We start from the raw sequence: 20,927 nt of genomic DNA, 5'->3' as shown, positions 1-20,927 counted from the left end.
CCCTTTTTATCCATTATAAGCGTTTACAACAAAAAAAGGAGGACAGATCCTATAATAGGGTCCGTCCTCAAAAGGGGGAAATGAGAATGTTGCTGTGTTCAATTATAATGTCCCCCGTTTGAAATCTTCTTAAACCTCTTTTATAAAAAAAGTTTTTTTAATTTCTTCAAGCTCGTGAATAAACATGGAATGCTCACTGTCAGATGGCGTCCGTGAGCCATATCGTACTTCATTATACACCGATAATACCAAATCATTCTGTTTCCAGCCCATGCGAGAGAACCATTCTTTTACCGTTTCCCCATGCATGCGACTGTAATTATAGGTTTGCGCTTCCTTCTCGAATTGTTCGAACGTCTTCCGTACTTCATCCCGGGCAGACGAGTAATCATACAGGAGTTGACGTTGCACTTCAGGTTTTTCCCTCTTCCCTTTGAAAGAGAATGAATACGTCTCCTGTTTTCCAACGTGCCGCTGCTTCCCTTTTCTCCGAATAAGGATAATGGCGATGGCGATCAAGATGACAAATGCTAGCCCAAGGGACGTGTACTCAAAAATGGAAGAGGTCTTACCAAACGTCTCCAGCTCCCCTTGCATTTCAAAATCAACGAACCCTTCCTCTTCCTCCAAGTTTTCATCAATAAAACGCTCAGCCCCTGACTTGAAGAACTCAAGGATTGAATCCATGCCTTTTCCAAAAAGAGTAAAGATGCCGCCAAAAAGAAAACCGAATACAGCTAAAAAGAGTCTTCTAACAGAATCAAGTGCAAAAAAGACGACGACAAACAATAGAGCACCCAATCCGATGATATAGCCGAAAATCCTGCCTGCCTCCCTCACATGGAAATTGCCCAATTGCCTGCTATTCACATAGATTGTCACCATACGTATAGCAAAGTAAAGGAAAGTAGTAATCAAATAGAGCAATAGCTGCTGCAGCATCAATTCTTTCGGATTATTAAACGCAAAAAGGAGACGCGACAAGAAATATAGCACAACAAAAACAATAGTATTCACAGATAAGAAAGGCCATCCTTGAATACGTGATCCATTAAAATTCGCCTGAATCCTCCACAGGACATAGACGAAGAAAAGGAGAACGTTCATGAGCGGTGCTTGCAAGAGCAGCAACGGAGCCGTTAGTGCCACTGCCAATCCGGCGCCAAGCCCTATCGAATAGTCGCGATTGTAAAACAGGAAAAAGGAGACGACCCCTCCAACTATCGAAATGAACAGCCATATGTATGGCATGGCAGTTCCAACTTCCCCTAAAAAGAAAACGAATAAGTAGGATAAGAGGAACATCTCAACAATTAGACGCTCAGAGAGGTTAAATCGGTTTCTGTCTCCTCCATAATTTGATTGTCCCAAACCCTTTCATTCCTTTCATGGGAATTGTCCAAAATGACTTCATACCGTTTCTGCCATTGTTTTGACAGAGATTTGATCCGATCATTTTCATGTGTGATCAAAACGGCAGTTTGCGGAATTTGCCCAGAGCCTTCCAGTTGCCGAAGCATTTCCTCAAAAGATAGTTTTGCGTGCTTATCCGAAATTTTTGCAAGCATGACCATCAGTTTTTGGAACTGCACTTTACCCGATCCGCTTGGCAGCCATAAATAAGGCGTTTTCCCGAAGCTTCTTATATTAATTGCGACGGCGTACGGAATATTGTTCTTCATGCAGTAATCCGCATAGGAAACAAGCCGCTCCACCTTTTTTTCAAAATCCAAAAATCCTCTGTCTTTCTCAATCGTGTTCAGCATAAGGGTAACGCTTTGCGAACTGACCGGAAGGAATTCCTTTGTTTGCAGTTTCTGCATTCGTGCACTTGCTGTCCAGTGGATTTGGTCAAAGCGGTCCGTCGGTACATAATCCCTCGTACCAATCGGCTGGAATGCATCCATGAATAATGATTGCTTCCGTTCTGTTTCCCCCGGTTTGTAGGGGGAAGATTTTATTTCCCTGCCGAGCGGTCTCACTTTAGGGTATACAAGGCTTTGGTAGAAAACAGCTTCATCCAGTTCCATATTGACAAAACCATCCCCAAATAGATGAGGGATTTCCAACATGACCCTTGTCACCCTTGACAACCCCCGCTTCTTCCCTTCAAGTGGAACTCGGATTTCCACTTTCTTATTGCTACCGATTGCAAAGGGAATCGTCAAATCATAAATTCCACTATAATGTTTTGTATGGTCTGAATTTGGTGCAACAGCGTCTTCGAGAGAAATCGTCATCGTCCCATTCCAAATTGGGACACTTCCGTTTTCGAAGTCCATGACCAGCTCTTCACTTTCACCGATGAGTATCCGTTTTTGCTTCGATCGAAATGAAACTGACAGGTCCTTTCCCACTTTTGAAAAGTAGATGTTTTGAAAGGCAAGCATCGCAAACACTGCGGCAAAACATGCAGCTAACCACACTTGCATATAAATGAAGGCAAATAAGAAAAAGACGGCAGTGATTGCCATTCCTTGATGGATCGATCGAAATCCATGTTCATAGCGTATCCACTTCATCAGACCGTCGCCTCTAATGGTGCTGTGATGGAATTCATGATATCTTCCAGCACTTCTTCAATCGTTTTCGTCAATACCCCTTCCGTCGAAAGTTCCATTCTATGCATCGCTGCCGGAGGGAGGATGTGTTTGACATCATCAGGAGTTACGTAGTCTCTTCCCTCAATATAAGCTTTTGTCCGGGTTGCCTGTAAAATGGCAAGAGCTGCACGGGAACTTAAGCCAAGCTCTAGGAAAGGATGCTCTCTAGTAGCTCGTACTATTTTCAATATATACTTTTCGATATCTGCATGGACTGTCACTTCAGCAGCTTCTTTTGCCCAAGCTTGGACCATTTCCGCGTCAATGACAGCCTCAGTCATTATTTGTCCCGGGTTCTTGCCATATTGTTGCAATATTTCATGTTCCTCTTCAAAAGACGGATAGTCGATGTTCAGCTTGAACAGGAACCGATCCAGTTGGGCTGCCGGTAAAGGGAACGTCCCTTGCTGGGATTCAATCGGGTTCTGCGTTGCGATGACCATGAAAGGCGTCGGTAAAGAAAGTGTTTCCCCATCGATTGTCACTTGTCTTTCTTCCATTGATTCCAAAAGGCTTGATTGTGTACGAGGAGTCGCTCTATTTATTTCATCCGCCAATAATATATTCGTTGAGACAGGACCGGCTTTTAGGACGAACTCCTGTGACTGCGGGTTGAAATATCGGATGCCCGTCACATCCGATGGCAGCACATCAGGTGTAAATTGCACACGCTTGAAGTCCCCTTTAAAAGCGTTTGCAAAACTTTTGGCCATCATCGTTTTTCCGGACCCCGGAACACTTTCAAGCAATACATGTCCCTGTTGCAATAATGCAATCAGCATAAGGTCAAATTCTTTTTCCCTGCCAATGACAGCTTGATTCAATTCATTTCGAAAGTCTTTAATTGTTACCAACATAACCACCCTTTCTATTTCTCAATCCATTCCATTTGTCCAGGCATCTCTTCTAGGGAATTGTATTCATTGATCAAACGATCGAGCGCTTCACTTATGATTAATGTTTCCATTGAAGATAAGCCTTTATTGCCCGCTACGGTAATCAATTCCTTGCGCGTCGACTCAATTTCAGCTTCCAATATCTGTTTCATGCGCAGTACCCCCTGAGTGTAGATATACCTAAATCACAATTATACACGATTCTATTCGAAAAAAGTAATTCAATTTACGACATTTTCCGATAAATAGAAACTTCAATCAACGGAGAGGGGTTTTTCCCCACTGAATGTTAGCTAAACCAATCGGACTCTTGCTGCCTGCTACCGCAAGACATAAAAACGCTTTTTTTAGATTGAAACACTTTACGTCACGGCCTTTTTAAGGCAAACTATAAAAGATAATCTGTTTAAGGAGCTGTTTGATTATGAAAATCGCAGAAGTTGGAAATATTATAGAGTTTAAAGATGGCTTACAAGGAATTGTAGAGAAAGTGAATGAGAACTCTGTAATCGTCGATTTGACATATATGGAGAACTTTGATGAACTGGAACTGGAGGAAAAGACTGTCGTCAACCATAAACGATATACGATCATTCACGGCAGTGATGAATGAAACATTTTTCACTCTCGTTCGTCCAATAAAGTGAAACTTCATACAGTGGGGGGTACTTTACCCCACTGTATGTTAGTTGAACCAATCGGGCATTTACTGGCAGTTGCTGCCCAGCCTTGGTGGTAGTCTTACTGCCAGTTAATGCGGGATCAAATGAATAGGAGGGATTTTCAATGAAATTCAATTGGAAAATGGTGTGCACAGGATTTGCGGCTGTGATTCTCCTTACGGCTTGTGGTACTGATAATGCGAAGCAGCAAGATGGGACAGATGCAAATGAGCCCGGACAAGTCGTCGATGGGACAAACGGCAGCTCGACAGACGGAACGTCAAGCGATGCTGGGTCCGGTTCTACAAGTGTAGGCAGTGAGGATTCCGCTGCAGATATGGCGGATGCTGTACTGACAAAAAGCGATGCCCAGTCATATGCGATAGAAGTATTGCCCGGCTATACGCTAACAAGCGAAGAGCCTGGACGGGATAGCCTATATGCAGATGAAAACCCGAACGCTTTCATGCGAATTGAAACTCAACCTGCTGAAGATGGATCATATGATTATTTAGTAGATAATATGCAAGAGGTATTGAAAGCCGCAAGCAATGGCGAAGAGCCTGAAGAATTGACGGATGTCTACTCGGATGTCGAGGATAAGGGTATAAAGAATGCCAAGGCGTTCCAAGTGGACTCAGAAACGGGACCAGTTACCGGAGTCGTTTTTGAAAAGGATGGCATGGTTGTAAGATTGACTTTGTTCGACAATGTGGATGAAAAATACAAAACTGATTTCTTGAATATGGGACAGACGATACAATAAACGATAACAAAATCGCAGGGCGCCCGCCCGGAGTCTGGACGCAAATAAACGCCGAACAGGTTATGCCTGTTCGGCGTTTTATGAATCCAATTATGAAAGATTCTTAATCGATAGTCCTAATTTTCGTAGCAACTCGATTGCCATGTCCTGTTCCGATTCCGAAAGGGAGGACATCAATTCATTGAGCTTCTTTTCGTGAGAAGGGAAAATTTCTTCGATCAATTCCTTACCGGCAGCTGTGATGGACATATACGTGATTCGTTTGTCTTCTGTGCAGTATACGCGCTCAATAAGCCCCTTTTTTTCAAGCTTATCGACGACATATGTCATCGATCCGCTGCTAAGCAGTATTTTTTGTCCGATTTTTTGAATCGGCTGCCTTCCCTTGTGATATAAAAGTTCCAAGACAGCAAACTCCGTAGGGTTCAGCTTATAAGATTCTATCAGTTTATTCGCCTCTTCCAAGACAACTTTGCTTGCCCTTGAAAGGACGATGAATAATTTCAATGCACGTTCTGTATCGTTTACCATAATTCGGATCCACCTTTTATTTTCCTATCAGCGACTCGACACTATTATAGCTATAAATGGACGAATGTGTCAAAACGAATCGATTCAAGAGACGATGGACTGCTTGCTTTTTAACGGAGCAGATGCGCCATCTTTCGCTTTAGGGAAAGTCAATATGAATTTCGTGCCAATACCGACTTGACTCTCTACGGCGATTGTTCCGCCATGGTCTTCCACAGTTTTTAATACGAAAGGCAGTCCCAAGCCCGTTCCACCTGGCTTCGAACTGAAGAAAGGCATGAAAACTTGGCTCACTTGGTGGCGCGTCATCCCTTTTCCTGTATCCGTTATGGAAAGGATTAGTTTTTCATCAGATTCTAAGAGATGAATGGAGAGCTTTCCTCCGACCTGCATGGACTCTAATGCATTTTTAAATAAATTCAAAAGTACCTGTTTCATTTTATCCGGATCGCCAAAGATATGTGGATTATTACTCAATTCCACCTGTTGAACAACTTCAATTCCGTCCATGACCGCTTTTGGCGAAAGTATTGAAACCATATCACTGACCAATACTTCTAAGGAAAATACAGATTTTTTCTTTTCAGACGGCTTTGATAGGACGAGCATCTCTCCTAAAATCGATTCCATTCTTTCGATTTCATCCTCGATGACTGAAATATAGCGGATGGAATCTTCAGTGGCAGATACTTTCAGAAGTTGCGTAAATCCCTTCAATGTTGTAATTGGGTTCCTTATTTCATGGGCAATACTTGCCGCAATTTGTCCGACAGCGGATAATGAACCTGAGTGCGCCAGCTGGACTTGAAGGTTCTCTTTTTCAGTAGCATCCGACAACTGAACGATAAACATATTCGTATCGCTATCATAGTAGGTTATTATATGGTAGTATCTTGTATCGTCCGGCGATCTTTGATACGTTGTAATGGATTGGACACTTCCCTGTTCCTTCACCTTTTCAAAATGGGTCTCAAGCGGCTCGCTATTGTCCGAATCGACGATGGCTAATACTTTTACGAGGTTATGGCCGATCAGTTCATCTCTCGTTTGGTTAATAAAAACAGTATGCATCTCATTCACATCGATAATTTCACCAAGCGGATCCACCAACAACATGAAGTTGGCAGATTGTTTGAATGCATTATAATATGTTTTGAGAGACGGAATTTTTTTCAGACCAGGCACTTCGAACATCGCTATGATTTTTTTTATTTCCGGTATATAGAATAAATGCATCTGGACTGGGCTTTTTTCTTTATCGAGGAAACTTATAAGTGTTATTTCCATCAAAGTGTGTTCCGAATTTCCTGCCCGTTCAGAAAATCTCGTCCAGTCATGCATGGAAGTCGGATTGATGATTTCATTGATATTTCTTTTATTTTTCATGTCAAAGTGTATTTTAAATGGTTCATTCTCAGAATAAATGTCTCCATTTAAATGCAATATCAAACACGGTCGAAAGTTGTCATCCATCAGGAATGACACACTTTTTCTTATTTTATCGAAATCACTCAATTTGATACCTCCTGTACCTATTACCAAACAGTATGTGAAACGACAAGATTTCATGCGAACGGGAACAGATAAATTGAATTTTTACGAAATAAAGCATCTTCAATTCTGATTATTTCATATAATCAGTCGTAATAAAATAGTATTTTATAACTAAATTGAATTCCCTATTATCATCCGTAAGTATTATAACAAAGGAGCAACAACATGAACATAGTCCTAACAACACTAAATGCAAAATATATTCATACAAATCTCGCCATCCGATATTTGAAGTCATATGCAATGCCCGAATACGAACCTATTTTAGCAGAATACACAATTAAAGATCCGGTTTTGAACATTGTATCAGATATTTATCAACAAAAGCCAAATATTGTCGGATTCAGTTTGTACATATGGAATATCGAAGAATCCATCAAGGTAATACGGATTTTAAAGAAAACGAATCCGGAGCTGGTCATCATAGCTGGAGGACCTGAAGTTACATATGACTTTGATAAATGGTTGGAAAAAGTTCCTGAAATCGATTTTATCGTCCTCGGTGAAGGAGAAAGAACTTTTAAACAGCTGCTCGATTATCATGCAGGAAAAATTGGCATCGATGAAGTGCAAGGGGTCGCCTATTTGGAGGATGGAAAGCTAAGATCGACTGCTCCAGGCCCGAAGCTTGACTTACGCGAACTGCCATCCCCTTTCACATTCCCTGAAGATGTTCCCCATCTGGCCAATCGGGTGACGTATATCGAGACGAGCAGAGGCTGTCCATTCTCTTGTCAGTTCTGTTTATCTTCCATCGAAGTCGGTGTCCGCTATTTCAATCGGGACGCCGTGAAGGAAGACATCCGCTATTTAATGAGAAATGGTGCGAAGACAATCAAATTCGTAGATCGGACATTTAATATTAGTCGGAGCTATGCGATGGAAATGTTCCAATTTCTTATCGATGAACATTTACCAGGCACTGTCTTCCAATTCGAAATAACCGGGGACATTATGCGGCCGGAAGTTATCAACTTCTTGAACGAAAATGCTCCTGCAGGCCTTTTCCGTTTTGAAATTGGCGTCCAATCGACAAATGACTTGACGAATGAACTTGTGAAGCGAAGGCAGAACTTCGAAAAACTGTCGAGGACTGTCACCATGGTAAAAGAAGGCGGGAAGATCGCGCAGCATCTTGATTTGATCGCTGGGTTGCCGGAAGAGGATTATGACTCATTCAGAAATACATTCAACGATGTGTTTGCGATGCGCCCTGAAGAGCTGCAGTTAGGCTTCCTCAAGCTATTGAGAGGGACAGGCTTGCGCATTCAGGCGGAACAATACGGATACACCTATATCGACGAAGCTCCATACGAAATCTTATCCAACAACGTCCTCACTTTCGATGACATATTACGTATCAAACAGACTGAAGATGTCCTTGAAAAGTATTGGAATGACAATCGCATGCCGCGCACTGTTGAGTATCTCGTATCGGAAGTTTTCGAAACGCCGTTCGACTTTTTCCAGCAATTCGGTACATTTTGGGAAACGAAAGGCTGGTCGAGGATTGGCCATCAGCTGCAAGACTTATACACTAGGCTGGAAGAGTTCCTCCTTGAATATGAAAAAGCCAATATGAATATCGTCAGAAGTCTAATGAAGTTCGATTATTTGGCGCACCATACATTCCAACCTCGACACATATGGTGGAATAATGACATTGAGCCGGAGACATTGTTAGATATTGAGCGGTTGATTTTAGACGATAAAGAGTTGCTTAGCAAAATGGCAACGCCGACACGTCTCACCGAGAGAAATATCCGGAAACATACATTCATCACCCCAGTCGCAGTACGACCAATGGAAGCATTTGAACATGACGTAACCGAAGAAGACGGCTACCTCGTCACTTTCTTCTGCAAAGGGCAAAACCCACAATTCCATTTTCTACAAACCGAGAAAAGCATGGCATGATAAACAAGAAAAAGCATCCTCCCTATCGGAATTAAGGGAAGATGCTTTTTTCATCCGATGATAACACGTTCTTTAGGATAAGCGTAAGGTTTTTTATTCGTTTTTCCTCCTAACGTATAAAGGAACGAAATGAGACCGACCCGCCCGATGAACATGAGAACCATGATGATCAATTTACCGATAACCGATAGATCGGATGTAATTCCGAGAGACATGCCGCATGTACCGAAGGCGGAAGTGATTTCAAATAACAGTGCAACGACCGGAACATCCTTTTCTGTAATGAGCAAAATGAGCAATGCCGTCATGACCATCACCGCAGCAAGCAGGATGACTGCGTAAGAACGGTAAACGTCTATTAGTTTGATTTCACGCCTAAAGATGTTAATGACATTATTGCCGCGCGCAAAGTTGAACAGGAACAGAAGCGCGATGGCGAATGTCGTTGTCCGGATTCCCCCTCCTACTGAACTAGGAGAAGCTCCGATGAACATTAAGGAAGAAATGAAAATATCCGTCGCGTCACTGAATTGTGTAATATCATATGTCGTCAACCCCGCAGACCTAGAAGATACAGAGTGGAACAACGAAGCAAAGATCTTTTCATGCCACGCAAGCCCTTTGAAGGAGTGAAATGACTCCAAAATGAAAATGAGCAATGCCCCCCATACAAGTAACAGCCCGAACGTGACAGTCGTAATTTTTGTGAAGAGGGAAAAACGGAAATTCGGCACCTTTTTCGAGAAAAAGCTTTTCACTTCTATAAGTACGGGAAATCCGATGGCGCCAAGGATGATCAGAATCATAATGACCGTTTGCACAAAGTAATCATCGAAATAAGGGTGCAAGGAAGAACCCGTAATATCGAAACCGGCATTTGTCGTCGCCGATACCGACATGAACATCCCATTCAACAAAGCTTCGCTGAAAGTGTCGTAATACCGCATAATATATAATGTCAAAATGATTCCGCCTGTAATTTCAATCAAAAAGATGATCCGAACAATCTGGTTAATGAGGCCGACGACTCCTGCCAGTGAATATTGGTTATGGTCAACCATGATAAGTTGACGTTCCCGCAGACCGATTCGCTTCTTGACCAATAGCCAAAAGAATGTACCGATCGACATGATGCCGATGCCGCCTAATTGCAGGACGAGCATAAGCATACATAACCCGAAGACCGAATAGGTGTCTCCAATGCTAATCGGAGTCAATCCTGTCACACTCACCGCACTTACCGCAGTGAACAAACTATCTATGAAGCTGACTTCAACCCCGGGTAAATAAACACCAGGCAAGTTCAACAGTAGGAAGGAAAATCCGATTGCCAAGAAATAATAAAAAACGATAACTTGTGCAGGGGTGAATCTATGCAGACTTTCCCTTGTGATTTTCATGCCATCAGAACCTTTCTAAAAAGAGGGAATCATCTTTCCATCTTAGTGAACTTTCGCTCAAAAGGAAAGAAAACAACTTAAAAAAACTTTCGACCGGTACATTTTAGCATGTACCGGTCGGATTATTTTACGCCTGTTTTCGATTTTTCGCAATAGCCGTCAAGTAACCGCCAACAGCGATTGCCAGAAGAACGACCCAGAAGATCGACTTCCAGATTGTCGAGTGCGGAAATGCCTCATCAATGATTTGCAACTTCTGATGTGACAATGTCAGGACAACCAATTTAACCCCTACCCAGCCAACAATTAGGAAAGCAGCTGTTTCAAGAGATGGGAATTTTTCAAGCAGCACAACGAATTGTCTCGCTGCAAAACGGATAATAATCAAGCCGATGATTCCGCCGAGCAGCATCACAACGAATTGACCGCCGTTTATGCCGCCGATATGAAAATCACCAAGCTCCGGCAACGTGACTGCCAATGCAACCGCGGCAAGCATCGAGTCTAGAGCGAATGCGATATCTGCGAGCTCGACCTTTAATACCGTCATCCAGAAACCGGATTTCTTCCTTGGATTCTTTACGTCATCTTCATCGTCTTTCCCCTTATCCAATAAGGCTTTGATTGAGATGAATAAGAGGTACGCCGCTCCCAATGCTTGGATTTGCCAGATATTCACTAAAAACGTAATCATGAACAAAGCAGCAAAACGGAAGACAAATGCACCAAGCAATCCATAGAACAATGCTTTTTTCTGTTGGGGCTTCGGAAGGTGCTTCACCATGACAGCCATGACAACCGCGTTATCCGCTGCCAACAATCCTTCAAGTGCGATCAATACAACAAGTACCCATGCGTATTCCAATAGTATTGCTTCCAACTTATTTCCTCCTTATTTCTCCATATAAAAAAACCCTCACCTAATAAAGGCAAAGGTCTCGCTAAGTCAGAAATTTTGTTTCAAATCCTGCTATCATAACCGATGGCACTTGCCATGTATTGACGACTATGAAATAGGTTGCCCTATAGCTACTCCCCTTTGACAACTGTCAAAAGAATTATTAAGTTGTTGAGTGCTTATTAAGAAATTATACCATTAAAATTGTCCGGACTCAATTTATTTGTGAAGAATACATGTAATAAAATCCGGAGACTTGCATCTCCGAATTTTATTATTTATTCAACTTCTATTGCGCGTTTTCTTGTTTGCCGATCAAATAAGCTATAGATGATCGGAACGATGTACAACGTAAGGAATGTAGAACTGATCAAACCTCCGATGACAGCTATCCCCATCGGCTGATTCATTTCCGTCCCTTCACCGATGCCTAGCGCAAGTGGCAGCAGTCCCAATATTGTCGTCAAGGCGGTCATCAGTATCGGCCGCACACGATCCCTCACAGAGGCGATAATGGCGTCATATGATGACATTCCTGCCTCTTTCCGCTGGTTAATATAGTCGACGAGAACGATACCATTATTGACAACAATACCTACAAGCACGAGTATGCCGATGACCGCAGTCACACTAACCGGCGTGTCTGTCACGAATAAACCTACTGCCACCCCGATCACCATCAAAGGCACGGAGAACATGATGACAAACGGATACTTGAACGACTCGAACTGAGCAGCCATAACGATGTAAACAAGGACAACGGCAAGCAAAACGGCCATAAGCATGTCGTCAATCGCATTCTCGAACAGTTCGCGATCGCCCCCATATGACATTTCCGTCTCTTCAGGCAGATCGATCTTCTCCATGATTTCATTTACTTTTTCAGTCATATCCCCTAATGTCAATGACGATTCATATTTGACATTGAAAGAAACAGAATGAGCTTGGTCAACCCGCTGGATGGAAACCGGACCTTCTGCTATTGAAATCGTCGCAACATCCTTCAGAGGGATAAACCCTCCCGATGGCGATCTTAACTTGATTTGCTTTAATTTGTCGATGCTATTCCGATACCTTTCATCGTATTGAACAATGACTGAGACAACATTCTCATTCTTATCAACAAATTGTGAAGCGAATTGACCTCGAGTAATCGAATTGACGGTTTGTGCAATTTGATAAGGGGTCAACCCGAGGTCAGATGCCTTTTCACGGTCAACTTCAATATGGACCTCCTCAACAGTGTCTTGGAGATTATTTGACACTTCAAGAACCGAATCCAATTTTCCAAGCTCTTCATCAAGTTTAGCTACCGATTCATTCAGCCTATCCTCATTTGAATCTTTCAAAGTGAAGGTTACTGTATTCGGACTCGATCCGGCCGCAGTCTGCATTTCAAAACTGACGCTTGCCTCTTCTCCAACAAGATCGAGCACATCAGGTTGGACATCATCGACGAACTCGAATACCGACCGATTCCTTTCTGTAAGAGGCACAAGCTTTACGTACATTTCAGCTCGGTCTGATTCTGAGCCGCCTTGCGCCATACTTTGCTGCGTTCCTCCGATAAGACTGACGTAAACATCAATATCTTTTTCTTTTTTCAGCCTGTCCTCGATCTTTTTCACGATCGTCTCCGTGGAAGACAACGATGAGCCATTCGGCATCTTAATAGAGACGCTGAAGAACCCCTCGTCCGTCGGCGGAAGAAATTCAGTTCCAACCTTGAATAAACCAAACCCGCTGCCTACAAGAAGAACGAGCGTCAATGCTAAAATGACAGCACGGTGTCTGAGAGACCATTTGACAGATCGTTCAAATCTGTTCAACGTCTTCGAGCGGCGCCTTCTCGCTTCGATATTCTTCTGTGGCTTATTAAGCATGCGGCTCGCCATCATCGGAACGACTGTTAACGCGACGACAAGGGAGGCGAAAAGACTGAATGAAATCGTCAAAGCAAATTCCGTGAAAATCTGCCCGATCAAGCCACTAATGAAAATGACGGGCACAAAGACGGCAAGTGTTGTCAACGTCGAAGCGGTAATAGCGCCGCTGATCTCTTTCGCACCATCTCGCGCCGCTTCAGTACGGTCTTTCCCCATCGCGATATGCCGTTCGATATTCTCGATTACGACGATAGCATTGTCGACGAGCATCCCGATTCCCAGCGCCAAAGCACCGAGCGTCATAATATTGAGCGAGAAATCAGCAAAAAACATAAGCACGAACGTGACGATGACAGAATAAGGGATTGCTATGCCGATAATGATCGGGCTTTTAATTCCCCTGAGGAATAAAAACAAAACGACCATCGCAAATAGTCCGCCAAGCAATAATGTTTGACCGATATTTCCGACGGCAAGCTTTACATAGTCGCCTTGGTCGAATAAAATATCCGCCTCGACCCCTTTGTATTCCTCTTTGGCTAATAATCGATCCAATGCATCCTTGAATGCCGTGGAAACCGTTGCTGTATTGGTGCCTGATTCCTGCAGTACAGACATAAGAACTGCCTGCTGATCATTCGCTCTCGTTTCGGATGTCGTCTTCGCTTCAAGCATCGCGACGTCCGCTACATCTTTCACTTTCACTTTTTCTCCGGTCAACGGATTGGCGCCTACCATGACTTCCCTAATATCGGTGATGGTCGTCAACGTGCTCATGATCCTTGTCGTCAGTTGCTTGCCGTCATTTGTTTCAATCGGCTCTCCAGGCATCGATACATTGTTCGCTTGAATCGCTTGTACAATATCCGATTGGACGAGGCCGAAATTCTCGAGCTTCTTCTGATCTAAAATGACTTGGACTTCTTCCACCAATTTACCTGTAACGGTGACACTCGCGACTCCTTTCGTCCGGCGCAGCTCCGTTTCCAGACGCTCTGCGATATCCCGTATGTCAGCTTCCGCAGAATTTGTCCGAAGAGACAACTGGATGACCGGAAACTGCGCAGGATCGAATTTCATGAATCTAGGGGCATCCGCTCCTTCAGGTACTTGAACTTGATCGATTCGTTGCATAATGTCCAGCTGCACATCATCGATATTCGTAGACCAGTCAAACATGAGCAGAATGAAGTTTGCTCCTTCTTGTGAAGAAGATTGCATTGATTTCAATCCAGGCGCAGTCGATAAGCTTGTCTCAAGCGGCTTTGTCAGTTTCTCGCTCACTTCGGTAGAGGAAGCGCCAGGATAGTTGGTGACGACGACTGCCACGGGCGGATTCAGCTCGGGAATGAGCGTCACCGGGATTTTGAAAAAGGAAACTGCCCCTAGGATGATGACTAAGAACATTGTCACAATCGTAAAGACAGGTCGTTTTATGGAAAAGTTGCTGATTTTCATTTGCACATCCCTTTCGTCTGTAAAGCACTTACTTCTATCATATTGAAAGTCGCTAGTAACATCAAATTATGAACGTATGATTCCGTGGATTAATACGTTTGGAAATATATCATTCATTTCTCAACACATATCGTCAGTTCGGGACCTTCAACTTACCAGAAATCATCTTAGTTAGGAAATAATCGCTCAAAAAAACCGGAAAGACTTGAAATGTCGAGTCTTCCGGTTGTGTGAGTACTTATAATAGGCTGTACAATCGGATGTCTGGATATTTGTCACCAAACCACCGAAGCGCAAAGTCGTTTTCGAATAAAAAGACGAGATTATCATAACGGTCCTTCACGAGCATGGAACGTTGCCCCGTCATCGATTCCTTCACGTCGCTTTCATTTTCAATCCAGCGGGCGACTTTGGAGCCGATATGCTCCATATGGACGTCCACATTATATTCGTTTTTCATACGATGTTCGAACACTTCGAATTGAAGTTGGCCGACAGCTCCCAATAAAACTTCTTCCGTATGCAGCGTTTTGTAATATTGGATGGCGCCTTCCTGCACCAGTTGAAGGATTCCTTTATGGAAATGCTTCGACTTCATGACGTTTTTCGCGGTGACCCGAACGAAAAGCTCAGGCGTAAACTGCGGCAAAGCTTCAAATTGGAAATTCGACTTCCCGCCGACAACTGTGTCGCCAATTTGATAATTCCCTGTATCGTACAAGCCGATAATGTCACCAGCGACCGCTTCATTCACCGTTTCGCGGTCATCCGCCAAAAATTGTGTCGTCTGCGATAATTTGATCGTCTTCGAAATTCGCGGCACAGTGACCGACATTCCACGTTCAAATCCGCCCGAAACGATACGGACGAAGGCGATACGGTCACGGTGTGCCGGGTTCATATTCGCTTGGATTTTAAAAATGAATCCTGAAAACTCCTCGGAATTCGGATCGACAAGCTGGTCATCCTTCGTTTTCCTCGGCTGAGGAGAAGGTGCAAATTGAAGGAATGTCTCCAAGAAAGTCTGCACACCGAAATTCGTCAAGGCACTGCCGAAAAACACAGGCGTCAATTCTCCTTTGGCGACACGGTCTACGTCAAACTCATTTCCAGCTTCATTCAAAAGCAAGACATCTTCAAGCGCCTGCTGGTAATAGGATGTTTCCGTCATCGGATGGTCGACTGCGAGCTCCCCATCTTCATTCAACGGAAGGAAATGACTGTCTCCTTCGACACGCGCTTGCTCGATTCGATTGTTAAAACGGTCATATACGCCAATGAATTCCTTACCCATTCCGATCGGGTAATTCATTGCGTATGATTCAATCTCTAATACTTCTTCCAATTCTTCCATCAGTTCGAGCGGCTCTTTCCCTTGGCGATCCATCTTGTTCATGAACGTGAAAATCGGGATGCCTCTCATCCGGCATACTTTGAACAGTTTGATTGTCTGCGGCTCGATTCCTTTTGCCGAATCGACCATCATGACAGCGGCATCAACCGCCATTAGCGTACGGTATGTGTCTTCACTGAAGTCTTCGTGTCCTGGTGTGTCCAAAATATTGACGCGTTTGCCGTTGTAGTCGAATTGCAACACGGAAGATGTTACAGAAATTCCACGTTGTTTTTCGATTTCCATCCAGTCGGATGTTGCATACTTGCCTGTCTTTTTCCCTTTTACGGTACCTGCATCACGGATGGCGCCGCCAAAATAGAGCAGTTTTTCCGTCATTGTCGTTTTTCCGGCATCCGGATGGGAAATGATCGCAAACGTACGCCTTGATGCAATCTCTTCATGTATAGGTTTTTCCATTTTGTCTGAACTCCTTCTTTTCCACTTTTCTAAGCATAGACAGATTGGTAGTCATTTTCAACAATTTTTTCTTCATTGCACAAAGTCTTTTTTGAAAAGGAAAAGAGCCGTCCTCGTGACAGCTCTTTTCCACTCATTTCTCTATAAAACCTCTTCCGAATTTCTTTTCAGCCTCATCCAAGGCAATGGAGGCATCGGAATGGGGCAGCTTTTCTCTGCCGATAATTTGAAAGTCCTCATGCCCTTTTCCGGCAAAGATGATTATATCCCCTTCTTTAGCGACCGAAACGGCATGTCGGACAGCTTCTTCCCGATCTCCGATGCATGCGTATTGATCATGCCGCATGCCTGCTGCAAGCTCCGTTAAGATCGTCTCGTACGGCTCGTCCCTTGGATCGTCCGTCGTCAACACGACATAATCGGCAATCGATGCCTTTTCAGCCATGATGGGACGTTTGATACGATCCCTGTTACCTCCAGTCCCAATGACGAATATCAATTTGCTCTCTTCCTCTTTATAAGGAAGCACTGCCTGGATAGCTTTTTCAATCGCATCAGGCGAATGGGCGTAATCGACATAGATCGTCAGCGGTACATCCGTTTCGACTTTCTCCATCCTGCCTTTTGCGGGAGGAATGACCGCAAGTCCTTCAAGGATCACTCCCATGTCAAGCCCCTTTGCATATAACGCCGCAATCACCGCAAGAGCGTTGTAGACATTAAATTCACCGATGAGCGCCATCGTGACATCGAAGACGCCAGCTGGCGATTCCAAGTGGAATGAAGTGTTGTTCACTGTCAGATTAATGTCTGTCGCACGGAAATCCGCATGATTTTGAACTCCGTATGTAAGCACCGGGAAGGAAGTCATTTCCTTCATCCGCTCTCCCCACGGGTCATCCACATTGACAATACCGAATTTCGACTGTTCCAGATCTTGTCCAAGCTGAGCGAATAAAAGACCCTTTGCATGCCCGTAATGTTCCATCGTTCCATGGAAATCCAAATGGTCATGCGATAAATTCGTGAAAACCGCAATATCGAATTCGGTTCCTGCCAACCTTCCTTCCACAAGCCCATGTGAAGAAACTTCCATCGTCATCGTGGAGCATCCGGCGTCAGCTGCCTGCTTGATCATTTGCTGGGTCGTCAACACATCGGCTGTCGTATTTTCCGTTTCAAATAAAACACCGTCCAAATTGAATCCGATTGTGCCCGTCAGTGCGGATTTTTCGCCTGCATGCCGTAAAACCGAATGAAGCATATTGCTGACGCTTGTTTTGCCGTTCGTTCCCGTTACACCTATCATCTTCATTCGTTTGGAAGGATAGTTCATAAAACGGGGTGCAAGCAAAGAGACCGTCCTTGACGTGTCTTCCACATAGACGACTGCTACCTTGTCCAAATCGACCTCGATGGGACGGGACGCCACTATGACTCTTGCTCCGTTGTTGATCGCTTTCGAAACGAATGCATGTCCATCTACGGTAAATCCTTTTATACAGACGAACACGCCTCCCGCGTTAACAGAGCGTGAATCGACTGCAATATCCGTCACTGTATCAGGTAAAATCCCTTCCACTTTCTTTATTGGTAAATTTGAAAATAAATAACCGGTCTCCATACTGAAGCCACCTTCCGCTTTTCTTTGTCTAGCTTCAGGCGCTAGATACTCGGGTCATAAGTCAAATATGCTCTGTGGCAAAGTAAGCCACGACGCATCTTCGCCTTATGCCTGAGGCCGGCAGGATGCCGGTCATGCAGTCAATGCCGCAGGACGCGGCGCTTTTAGACTGCGTACCTCTGAGAGCAAGCGCCTTCCGCTTTTCAATCCATCATTTCGGATAATACATAAGCATGCAATAATTGCGCTGTTGCTTTCAAGGAATCGACATGGGTCCTTTCCAGCGCATGGGATGATTCGATCCCAGGGCCGAACAGCGCATGCCGCACATCAAAGCCTGCACGGATTGCAGCAGATGCGTCAGACCCATAATAAGGATAAATGTCTAACTTGAACGGGATGCTTCCTGTTTCACATAAACTCGTCAAATGCCTTGTCAAAGCATAATGGTAAGGCCCGCTTGAATCCTTTGCACAGACTGACACGGTGTACTCATCGGAAGTTTGTCCATCCCCGATCGCTCCCATATCGACAGCGATATATTCGACAGTTTCGTTCGGAATGTTGGAATTCCCACCGTAACCGATTTCTTCATTGTTCGAAATGTAAAAATGAGTCGTATTCGGAAGTTCCGTTTCATTTTCTTTCAATGAGCGGATCAATTCCAATAGTAAAGCAGTACTCGCTTTGTCATCAAGATGCCTCGATTTGATAAAACCGGTCGGCGTCACTTCAAATCTGGGGTCGAAAGAAACAAAATCCCCAACTTCAATGCCGAGCGCCCTTGTTTCAGCTGCATTCGTCACTTTTTCATCGATCCGTACTTCGATATTGTCAGCATTTCGCTCTGCTGTCCCTGAATTGCGGTACACATGGACTGTCGTCTGATGCATCAATATCGTCCCACGAACCTCCTTGCCGGAAGCAGTATGTATCTGACAATACTCACCTTCCACCGCGTTCCAGTTGTAACCGCCAATCATTGTCAATTTCAGTCTTCCATTGCTTTTGATTTCTTTCACCATGGCTCCAAGCGTATCTGTATGTGCAGTCAATAGACGATGACGCGAATCATCATTCCCTTTCAAGGTAGCGATGACCGCCCCTTTATTCGTCCGTTTGAACGGAATCCCGATTTCTCCAAGCTCGTCAACGATGACTTGCATGACTTTCTCTGTAAAGCCTGACGGACTTGGCGTCTCCACTAACCTTTTTAGTAAATTAATCGTTCTCGACTCATTCAATTGATGCATTTTCCATTCCCCCATTTTCTTTTCTGAAATTTCTGTTTCCTAAATAAAACAAATGATGTATGATACTTATATTACTACTACTTTCCGAGGTGCATCAATGGAAAACGGTCAACCCATTCAATCAAAAAATAAATATCTCATCTTTTCTTTCGGTTTTATCGTCTTCGTACAGCTCATCGCATCACCTTTTTTTGAGAATCCATCATATATATTACCGATTGCAGCTGCAGCTATATTCACTCTCAGCCTCTATGGACTTTCGCATTACAGCAAACTCAACCAAAAGATCATCAGCTGGCTGATCATTTTAGGAAACAATTTCTACATTCTTTCTTTGCTCTTCGTCAACGCAGACTTTCCCTATCTTTTCTTTTTATTTTTCCCTATCATCATGTCTCTCGTCTACAATGATAAATACTTGCACATTACAATGCTAATCGTAACGACAATCGAGCTGACCGCCTTACTACAAATATTAGGCCCATACTTCCATCCCATCAAAGATGCAAACATGGTCATCTATTTCAGTTTCTTATTTGTAATCGTCATGTTGCTGCTATTCATTTTCACAGTGAAAATTGGTCCACAATTGAAAAAGCTGCTTATTGAAAAGGAAGTGATGAGTGCAACTCTTTCTTCAAAAGATGGCTATTTAGACTTGTTTTTCGAACATGCACAAGATGCGATAGCAGTGTTCACACTTGACCAAAGGCTACTTGCTGTCAACCCTGCATTCGAAGAAATGTATGGATGGAAAAAAGAAGAGTGTATCGGGAAACCCTTACAACTTACACCTCCATCGGAAATCGAAGGGATGACCGAGCGCAAAAAACTTCTGCTACAAGGCAGACACTTTAAAAACATTCGAACAAAAGAGCTACGTAAAAACGGAACTGTATTTGAAGCAGAAACGACTATTGCACCCATCTATGATAAAAACAATGAAATCATTGCAATATCCGTCATCGTCCGCGACATAACGGAAAAGCTACAGGCTGAACGTCTGAAAATCGACACGATCAAATTGAATGCAATCGGGGAGATCGCTGCGACTGTCGCGCATGAAGTGCGGAACCCAATGACCTCCGTTAACGGATTTGTGCAATTGATGAATGAAGACCCGGAAAACCCATATCGACCTTACACAGAAATTATGGAAAGCGAAATTGAGAGGGTCAATTTGATCGCGAATGAATTCTTGATTTTATCAAAGCCGAATATTAAAAAACGGAAGGAAATCGACGTAGAAAATAAGATCATTGAAGTGATTGACCTTTTTAAAACGGAGCTGACAAATCGGCAAATCAATTGCTCATTGTTTTTAGCGGAATACCCATCAACTGTTTTCGGGAATGAAGAAAGCTTGAAACAAGTGTTTATCAACCTGATGAAAAACGCTATAGAAGCTGCGCGGGATGGTGGAAATATCACCTTTTTCAATTCAATTGTCAACAATACAATCTCCATAACATTGAGCGACAACGGCCATGGCATGAACGAGGAGACGTACAAACAATTGTTCATACCGTTTTTTACGACAAAGGACGGTGCTACAGGACTTGGACTCGTCATTACGAAAAAAATCGTGCTGGATCATGGCGGCAATATCGAATTTAACGGACATCGGAAAACGGGCACGGAGTTGACCGTGTCATTCCCGATTTAT

General features: G+C 43.6%; 16 protein-coding genes. 4 read left to right on the top strand and 12 right to left on the bottom strand.

Features of this window, described 5'->3' with window-relative positions; genetic code table 11:
• Positions 1-129: 129 nt before the first annotated feature.
• Genes AWV70_RS19500 through AWV70_RS19485 form a run of 4 tightly spaced genes read right to left on the bottom strand, consistent with a single transcriptional unit; the run spans position 130 to position 3,651 of the window.
• On the bottom strand, positions 130-1,371 hold the full coding sequence (locus AWV70_RS19500; protein ID WP_153010058.1) for a hypothetical protein: 1,242 nt from the start codon (positions 1,369-1,371) through the stop codon (positions 130-132).
• Entirely contained in the window at positions 1,314-2,522 is a 1,209-nt protein-coding gene (locus AWV70_RS19495; protein ID WP_060210190.1) for a DUF58 domain-containing protein, read from the bottom strand. Before AWV70_RS19495 ends, AWV70_RS19500 begins: the two co-directional genes overlap by 58 nt.
• Entirely contained in the window at positions 2,522-3,460 is a 939-nt protein-coding gene (locus tag AWV70_RS19490) for an AAA family ATPase (protein WP_060210189.1), read from the bottom strand. Before AWV70_RS19490 ends, AWV70_RS19495 begins: the two co-directional genes overlap by 1 nt.
• An 11-nt stretch (positions 3,461-3,471) precedes the next feature.
• Positions 3,472-3,651, bottom strand: a complete 180-nt coding sequence (locus AWV70_RS19485; protein WP_060210188.1) for an aspartyl-phosphate phosphatase Spo0E family protein — start codon at positions 3,649-3,651, stop codon at positions 3,472-3,474.
• A 272-nt stretch (positions 3,652-3,923) separates the two neighbouring features.
• On the opposite strand from AWV70_RS19485, the gene AWV70_RS19480 reads away from it, so the two are divergent.
• Positions 3,924-4,112, top strand: coding sequence for a YkvS family protein (locus AWV70_RS19480; protein ID WP_060210187.1), 189 nt, complete (start codon positions 3,924-3,926; stop codon positions 4,110-4,112).
• 173 nt (positions 4,113-4,285) lie between these two features.
• On the top strand, positions 4,286-4,927 hold the full coding sequence (locus AWV70_RS19475; protein ID WP_060210186.1) for a hypothetical protein: 642 nt from the start codon (positions 4,286-4,288) through the stop codon (positions 4,925-4,927).
• Between the two features lie 90 nt (positions 4,928-5,017).
• Here the strand turns inward: AWV70_RS19475 and AWV70_RS19470 are convergent, their stop codons facing one another.
• Complete coding sequence (locus tag AWV70_RS19470) at positions 5,018-5,458, bottom strand: MarR family winged helix-turn-helix transcriptional regulator (protein ID WP_060210185.1); 441 nt, start codon at positions 5,456-5,458, stop codon at positions 5,018-5,020.
• An 84-nt stretch (positions 5,459-5,542) separates the two neighbouring features.
• Positions 5,543-6,973, bottom strand: a complete 1,431-nt coding sequence (locus AWV70_RS19465) for an ATP-binding protein (protein ID WP_060210184.1) — start codon at positions 6,971-6,973, stop codon at positions 5,543-5,545.
• Between the two features lie 204 nt (positions 6,974-7,177).
• On the opposite strand from AWV70_RS19465, the gene AWV70_RS19460 reads away from it, so the two are divergent.
• Positions 7,178-8,929, top strand: coding sequence for a B12-binding domain-containing radical SAM protein (locus AWV70_RS19460; protein WP_060210183.1), 1,752 nt, complete (start codon positions 7,178-7,180; stop codon positions 8,927-8,929).
• Positions 8,930-8,979: 50 nt separating this feature from the next.
• Here the strand turns inward: AWV70_RS19460 and AWV70_RS19455 are convergent, their stop codons facing one another.
• The 6 genes from AWV70_RS19455 to AWV70_RS19430 all read right to left on the bottom strand — a co-directional run bounded on the left by AWV70_RS19455 (position 8,980) and on the right by AWV70_RS19430 (position 19,261).
• A complete protein-coding gene (locus AWV70_RS19455; protein WP_060210182.1) occupies positions 8,980-10,329 on the bottom strand; it encodes a TrkH family potassium uptake protein in 1,350 nt (449 codons plus the stop codon).
• A gap of 127 nt (positions 10,330-10,456) precedes the next feature.
• Positions 10,457-11,209 carry a TerC family protein gene (locus tag AWV70_RS19450; RefSeq protein ID WP_060210181.1) on the bottom strand — a complete coding sequence of 251 codons (753 nt, stop codon included), beginning with the start codon at positions 11,207-11,209 and terminating at the stop codon, positions 10,457-10,459.
• 296 nt (positions 11,210-11,505) lie between these two features.
• Positions 11,506-14,571, bottom strand: coding sequence for an efflux RND transporter permease subunit (locus AWV70_RS19445; protein WP_060210180.1), 3,066 nt, complete (start codon positions 14,569-14,571; stop codon positions 11,506-11,508).
• Between the two features lie 238 nt (positions 14,572-14,809).
• The gene (locus tag AWV70_RS19440) at positions 14,810-16,384 is read right to left on the bottom strand and encodes a peptide chain release factor 3 (protein WP_060210179.1); all 1,575 of its coding nucleotides are present in this window, start codon (positions 16,382-16,384) and stop codon (positions 14,810-14,812) included.
• 133 nt (positions 16,385-16,517) lie between these two features.
• Positions 16,518-18,008: a UDP-N-acetylmuramoyl-L-alanyl-D-glutamate--2,6-diaminopimelate ligase gene (locus AWV70_RS19435; RefSeq protein WP_060210178.1), complete on the bottom strand. Its 1,491-nt coding sequence runs from the start codon at positions 18,006-18,008 to the stop codon at positions 16,518-16,520.
• Between the two features lie 203 nt (positions 18,009-18,211).
• Positions 18,212-19,261 carry a M42 family metallopeptidase gene (locus AWV70_RS19430; protein WP_060210177.1) on the bottom strand — a complete coding sequence of 350 codons (1,050 nt, stop codon included), beginning with the start codon at positions 19,259-19,261 and terminating at the stop codon, positions 18,212-18,214.
• Positions 19,262-19,358: 97 nt separating this feature from the next.
• On the opposite strand from AWV70_RS19430, the gene AWV70_RS19425 reads away from it, so the two are divergent.
• The coding region (locus tag AWV70_RS19425) for a two-component system sensor histidine kinase NtrB (protein ID WP_060210176.1) at positions 19,359-20,927 on the top strand (1,569 nt) is incomplete at its 3' end.

The sequence above is a fragment of the Sporosarcina koreensis genome, assembly GCF_001531445.1.
GTDB classification, from domain to species: domain Bacteria; phylum Bacillota; class Bacilli; order Bacillales_A; family Planococcaceae; genus Sporosarcina; species Sporosarcina koreensis_C.
This window is presented reverse-complemented; position numbering and strand designations above follow the sequence as displayed.

Bases quoted from the DNA above. Each gene is read 5' to 3' on its own strand.
- AWV70_RS19495 (WP_060210190.1), bottom strand. From the start codon at position 2,522: ATGAAGTGGATACGCTATGAACATGGATTTCGATCGATCCATCAAGGA.
- AWV70_RS19490 (WP_060210189.1), bottom strand. From the start codon at position 3,460: ATGTTGGTAACAATTAAAGACTTTCGAAATGAATTGAATCAAGCTGTC.
- AWV70_RS19485 (WP_060210188.1), bottom strand. From the start codon at position 3,651: ATGAAACAGATATTGGAAGCTGAAATTGAGTCGACGCGCAAGGAATTG.
- AWV70_RS19480 (WP_060210187.1), top strand. From the start codon at position 3,924: ATGAAAATCGCAGAAGTTGGAAATATTATAGAGTTTAAAGATGGCTTA.
- AWV70_RS19475 (WP_060210186.1), top strand. From the start codon at position 4,286: ATGAAATTCAATTGGAAAATGGTGTGCACAGGATTTGCGGCTGTGATT.
- AWV70_RS19470 (WP_060210185.1), bottom strand. From the start codon at position 5,458: ATGGTAAACGATACAGAACGTGCATTGAAATTATTCATCGTCCTTTCA.
- AWV70_RS19460 (WP_060210183.1), top strand. From the start codon at position 7,178: ATGAACATAGTCCTAACAACACTAAATGCAAAATATATTCATACAAAT.
- AWV70_RS19455 (WP_060210182.1), bottom strand. From the start codon at position 10,329: ATGAAAATCACAAGGGAAAGTCTGCATAGATTCACCCCTGCACAAGTT.
- AWV70_RS19445 (WP_060210180.1), bottom strand. From the start codon at position 14,571: ATGAAAATCAGCAACTTTTCCATAAAACGACCTGTCTTTACGATTGTG.
- AWV70_RS19440 (WP_060210179.1), bottom strand. From the start codon at position 16,384: ATGGAAAAACCTATACATGAAGAGATTGCATCAAGGCGTACGTTTGCG.
- AWV70_RS19435 (WP_060210178.1), bottom strand. From the start codon at position 18,008: ATGGAGACCGGTTATTTATTTTCAAATTTACCAATAAAGAAAGTGGAA.
- AWV70_RS19430 (WP_060210177.1), bottom strand. From the start codon at position 19,261: ATGCATCAATTGAATGAGTCGAGAACGATTAATTTACTAAAAAGGTTA.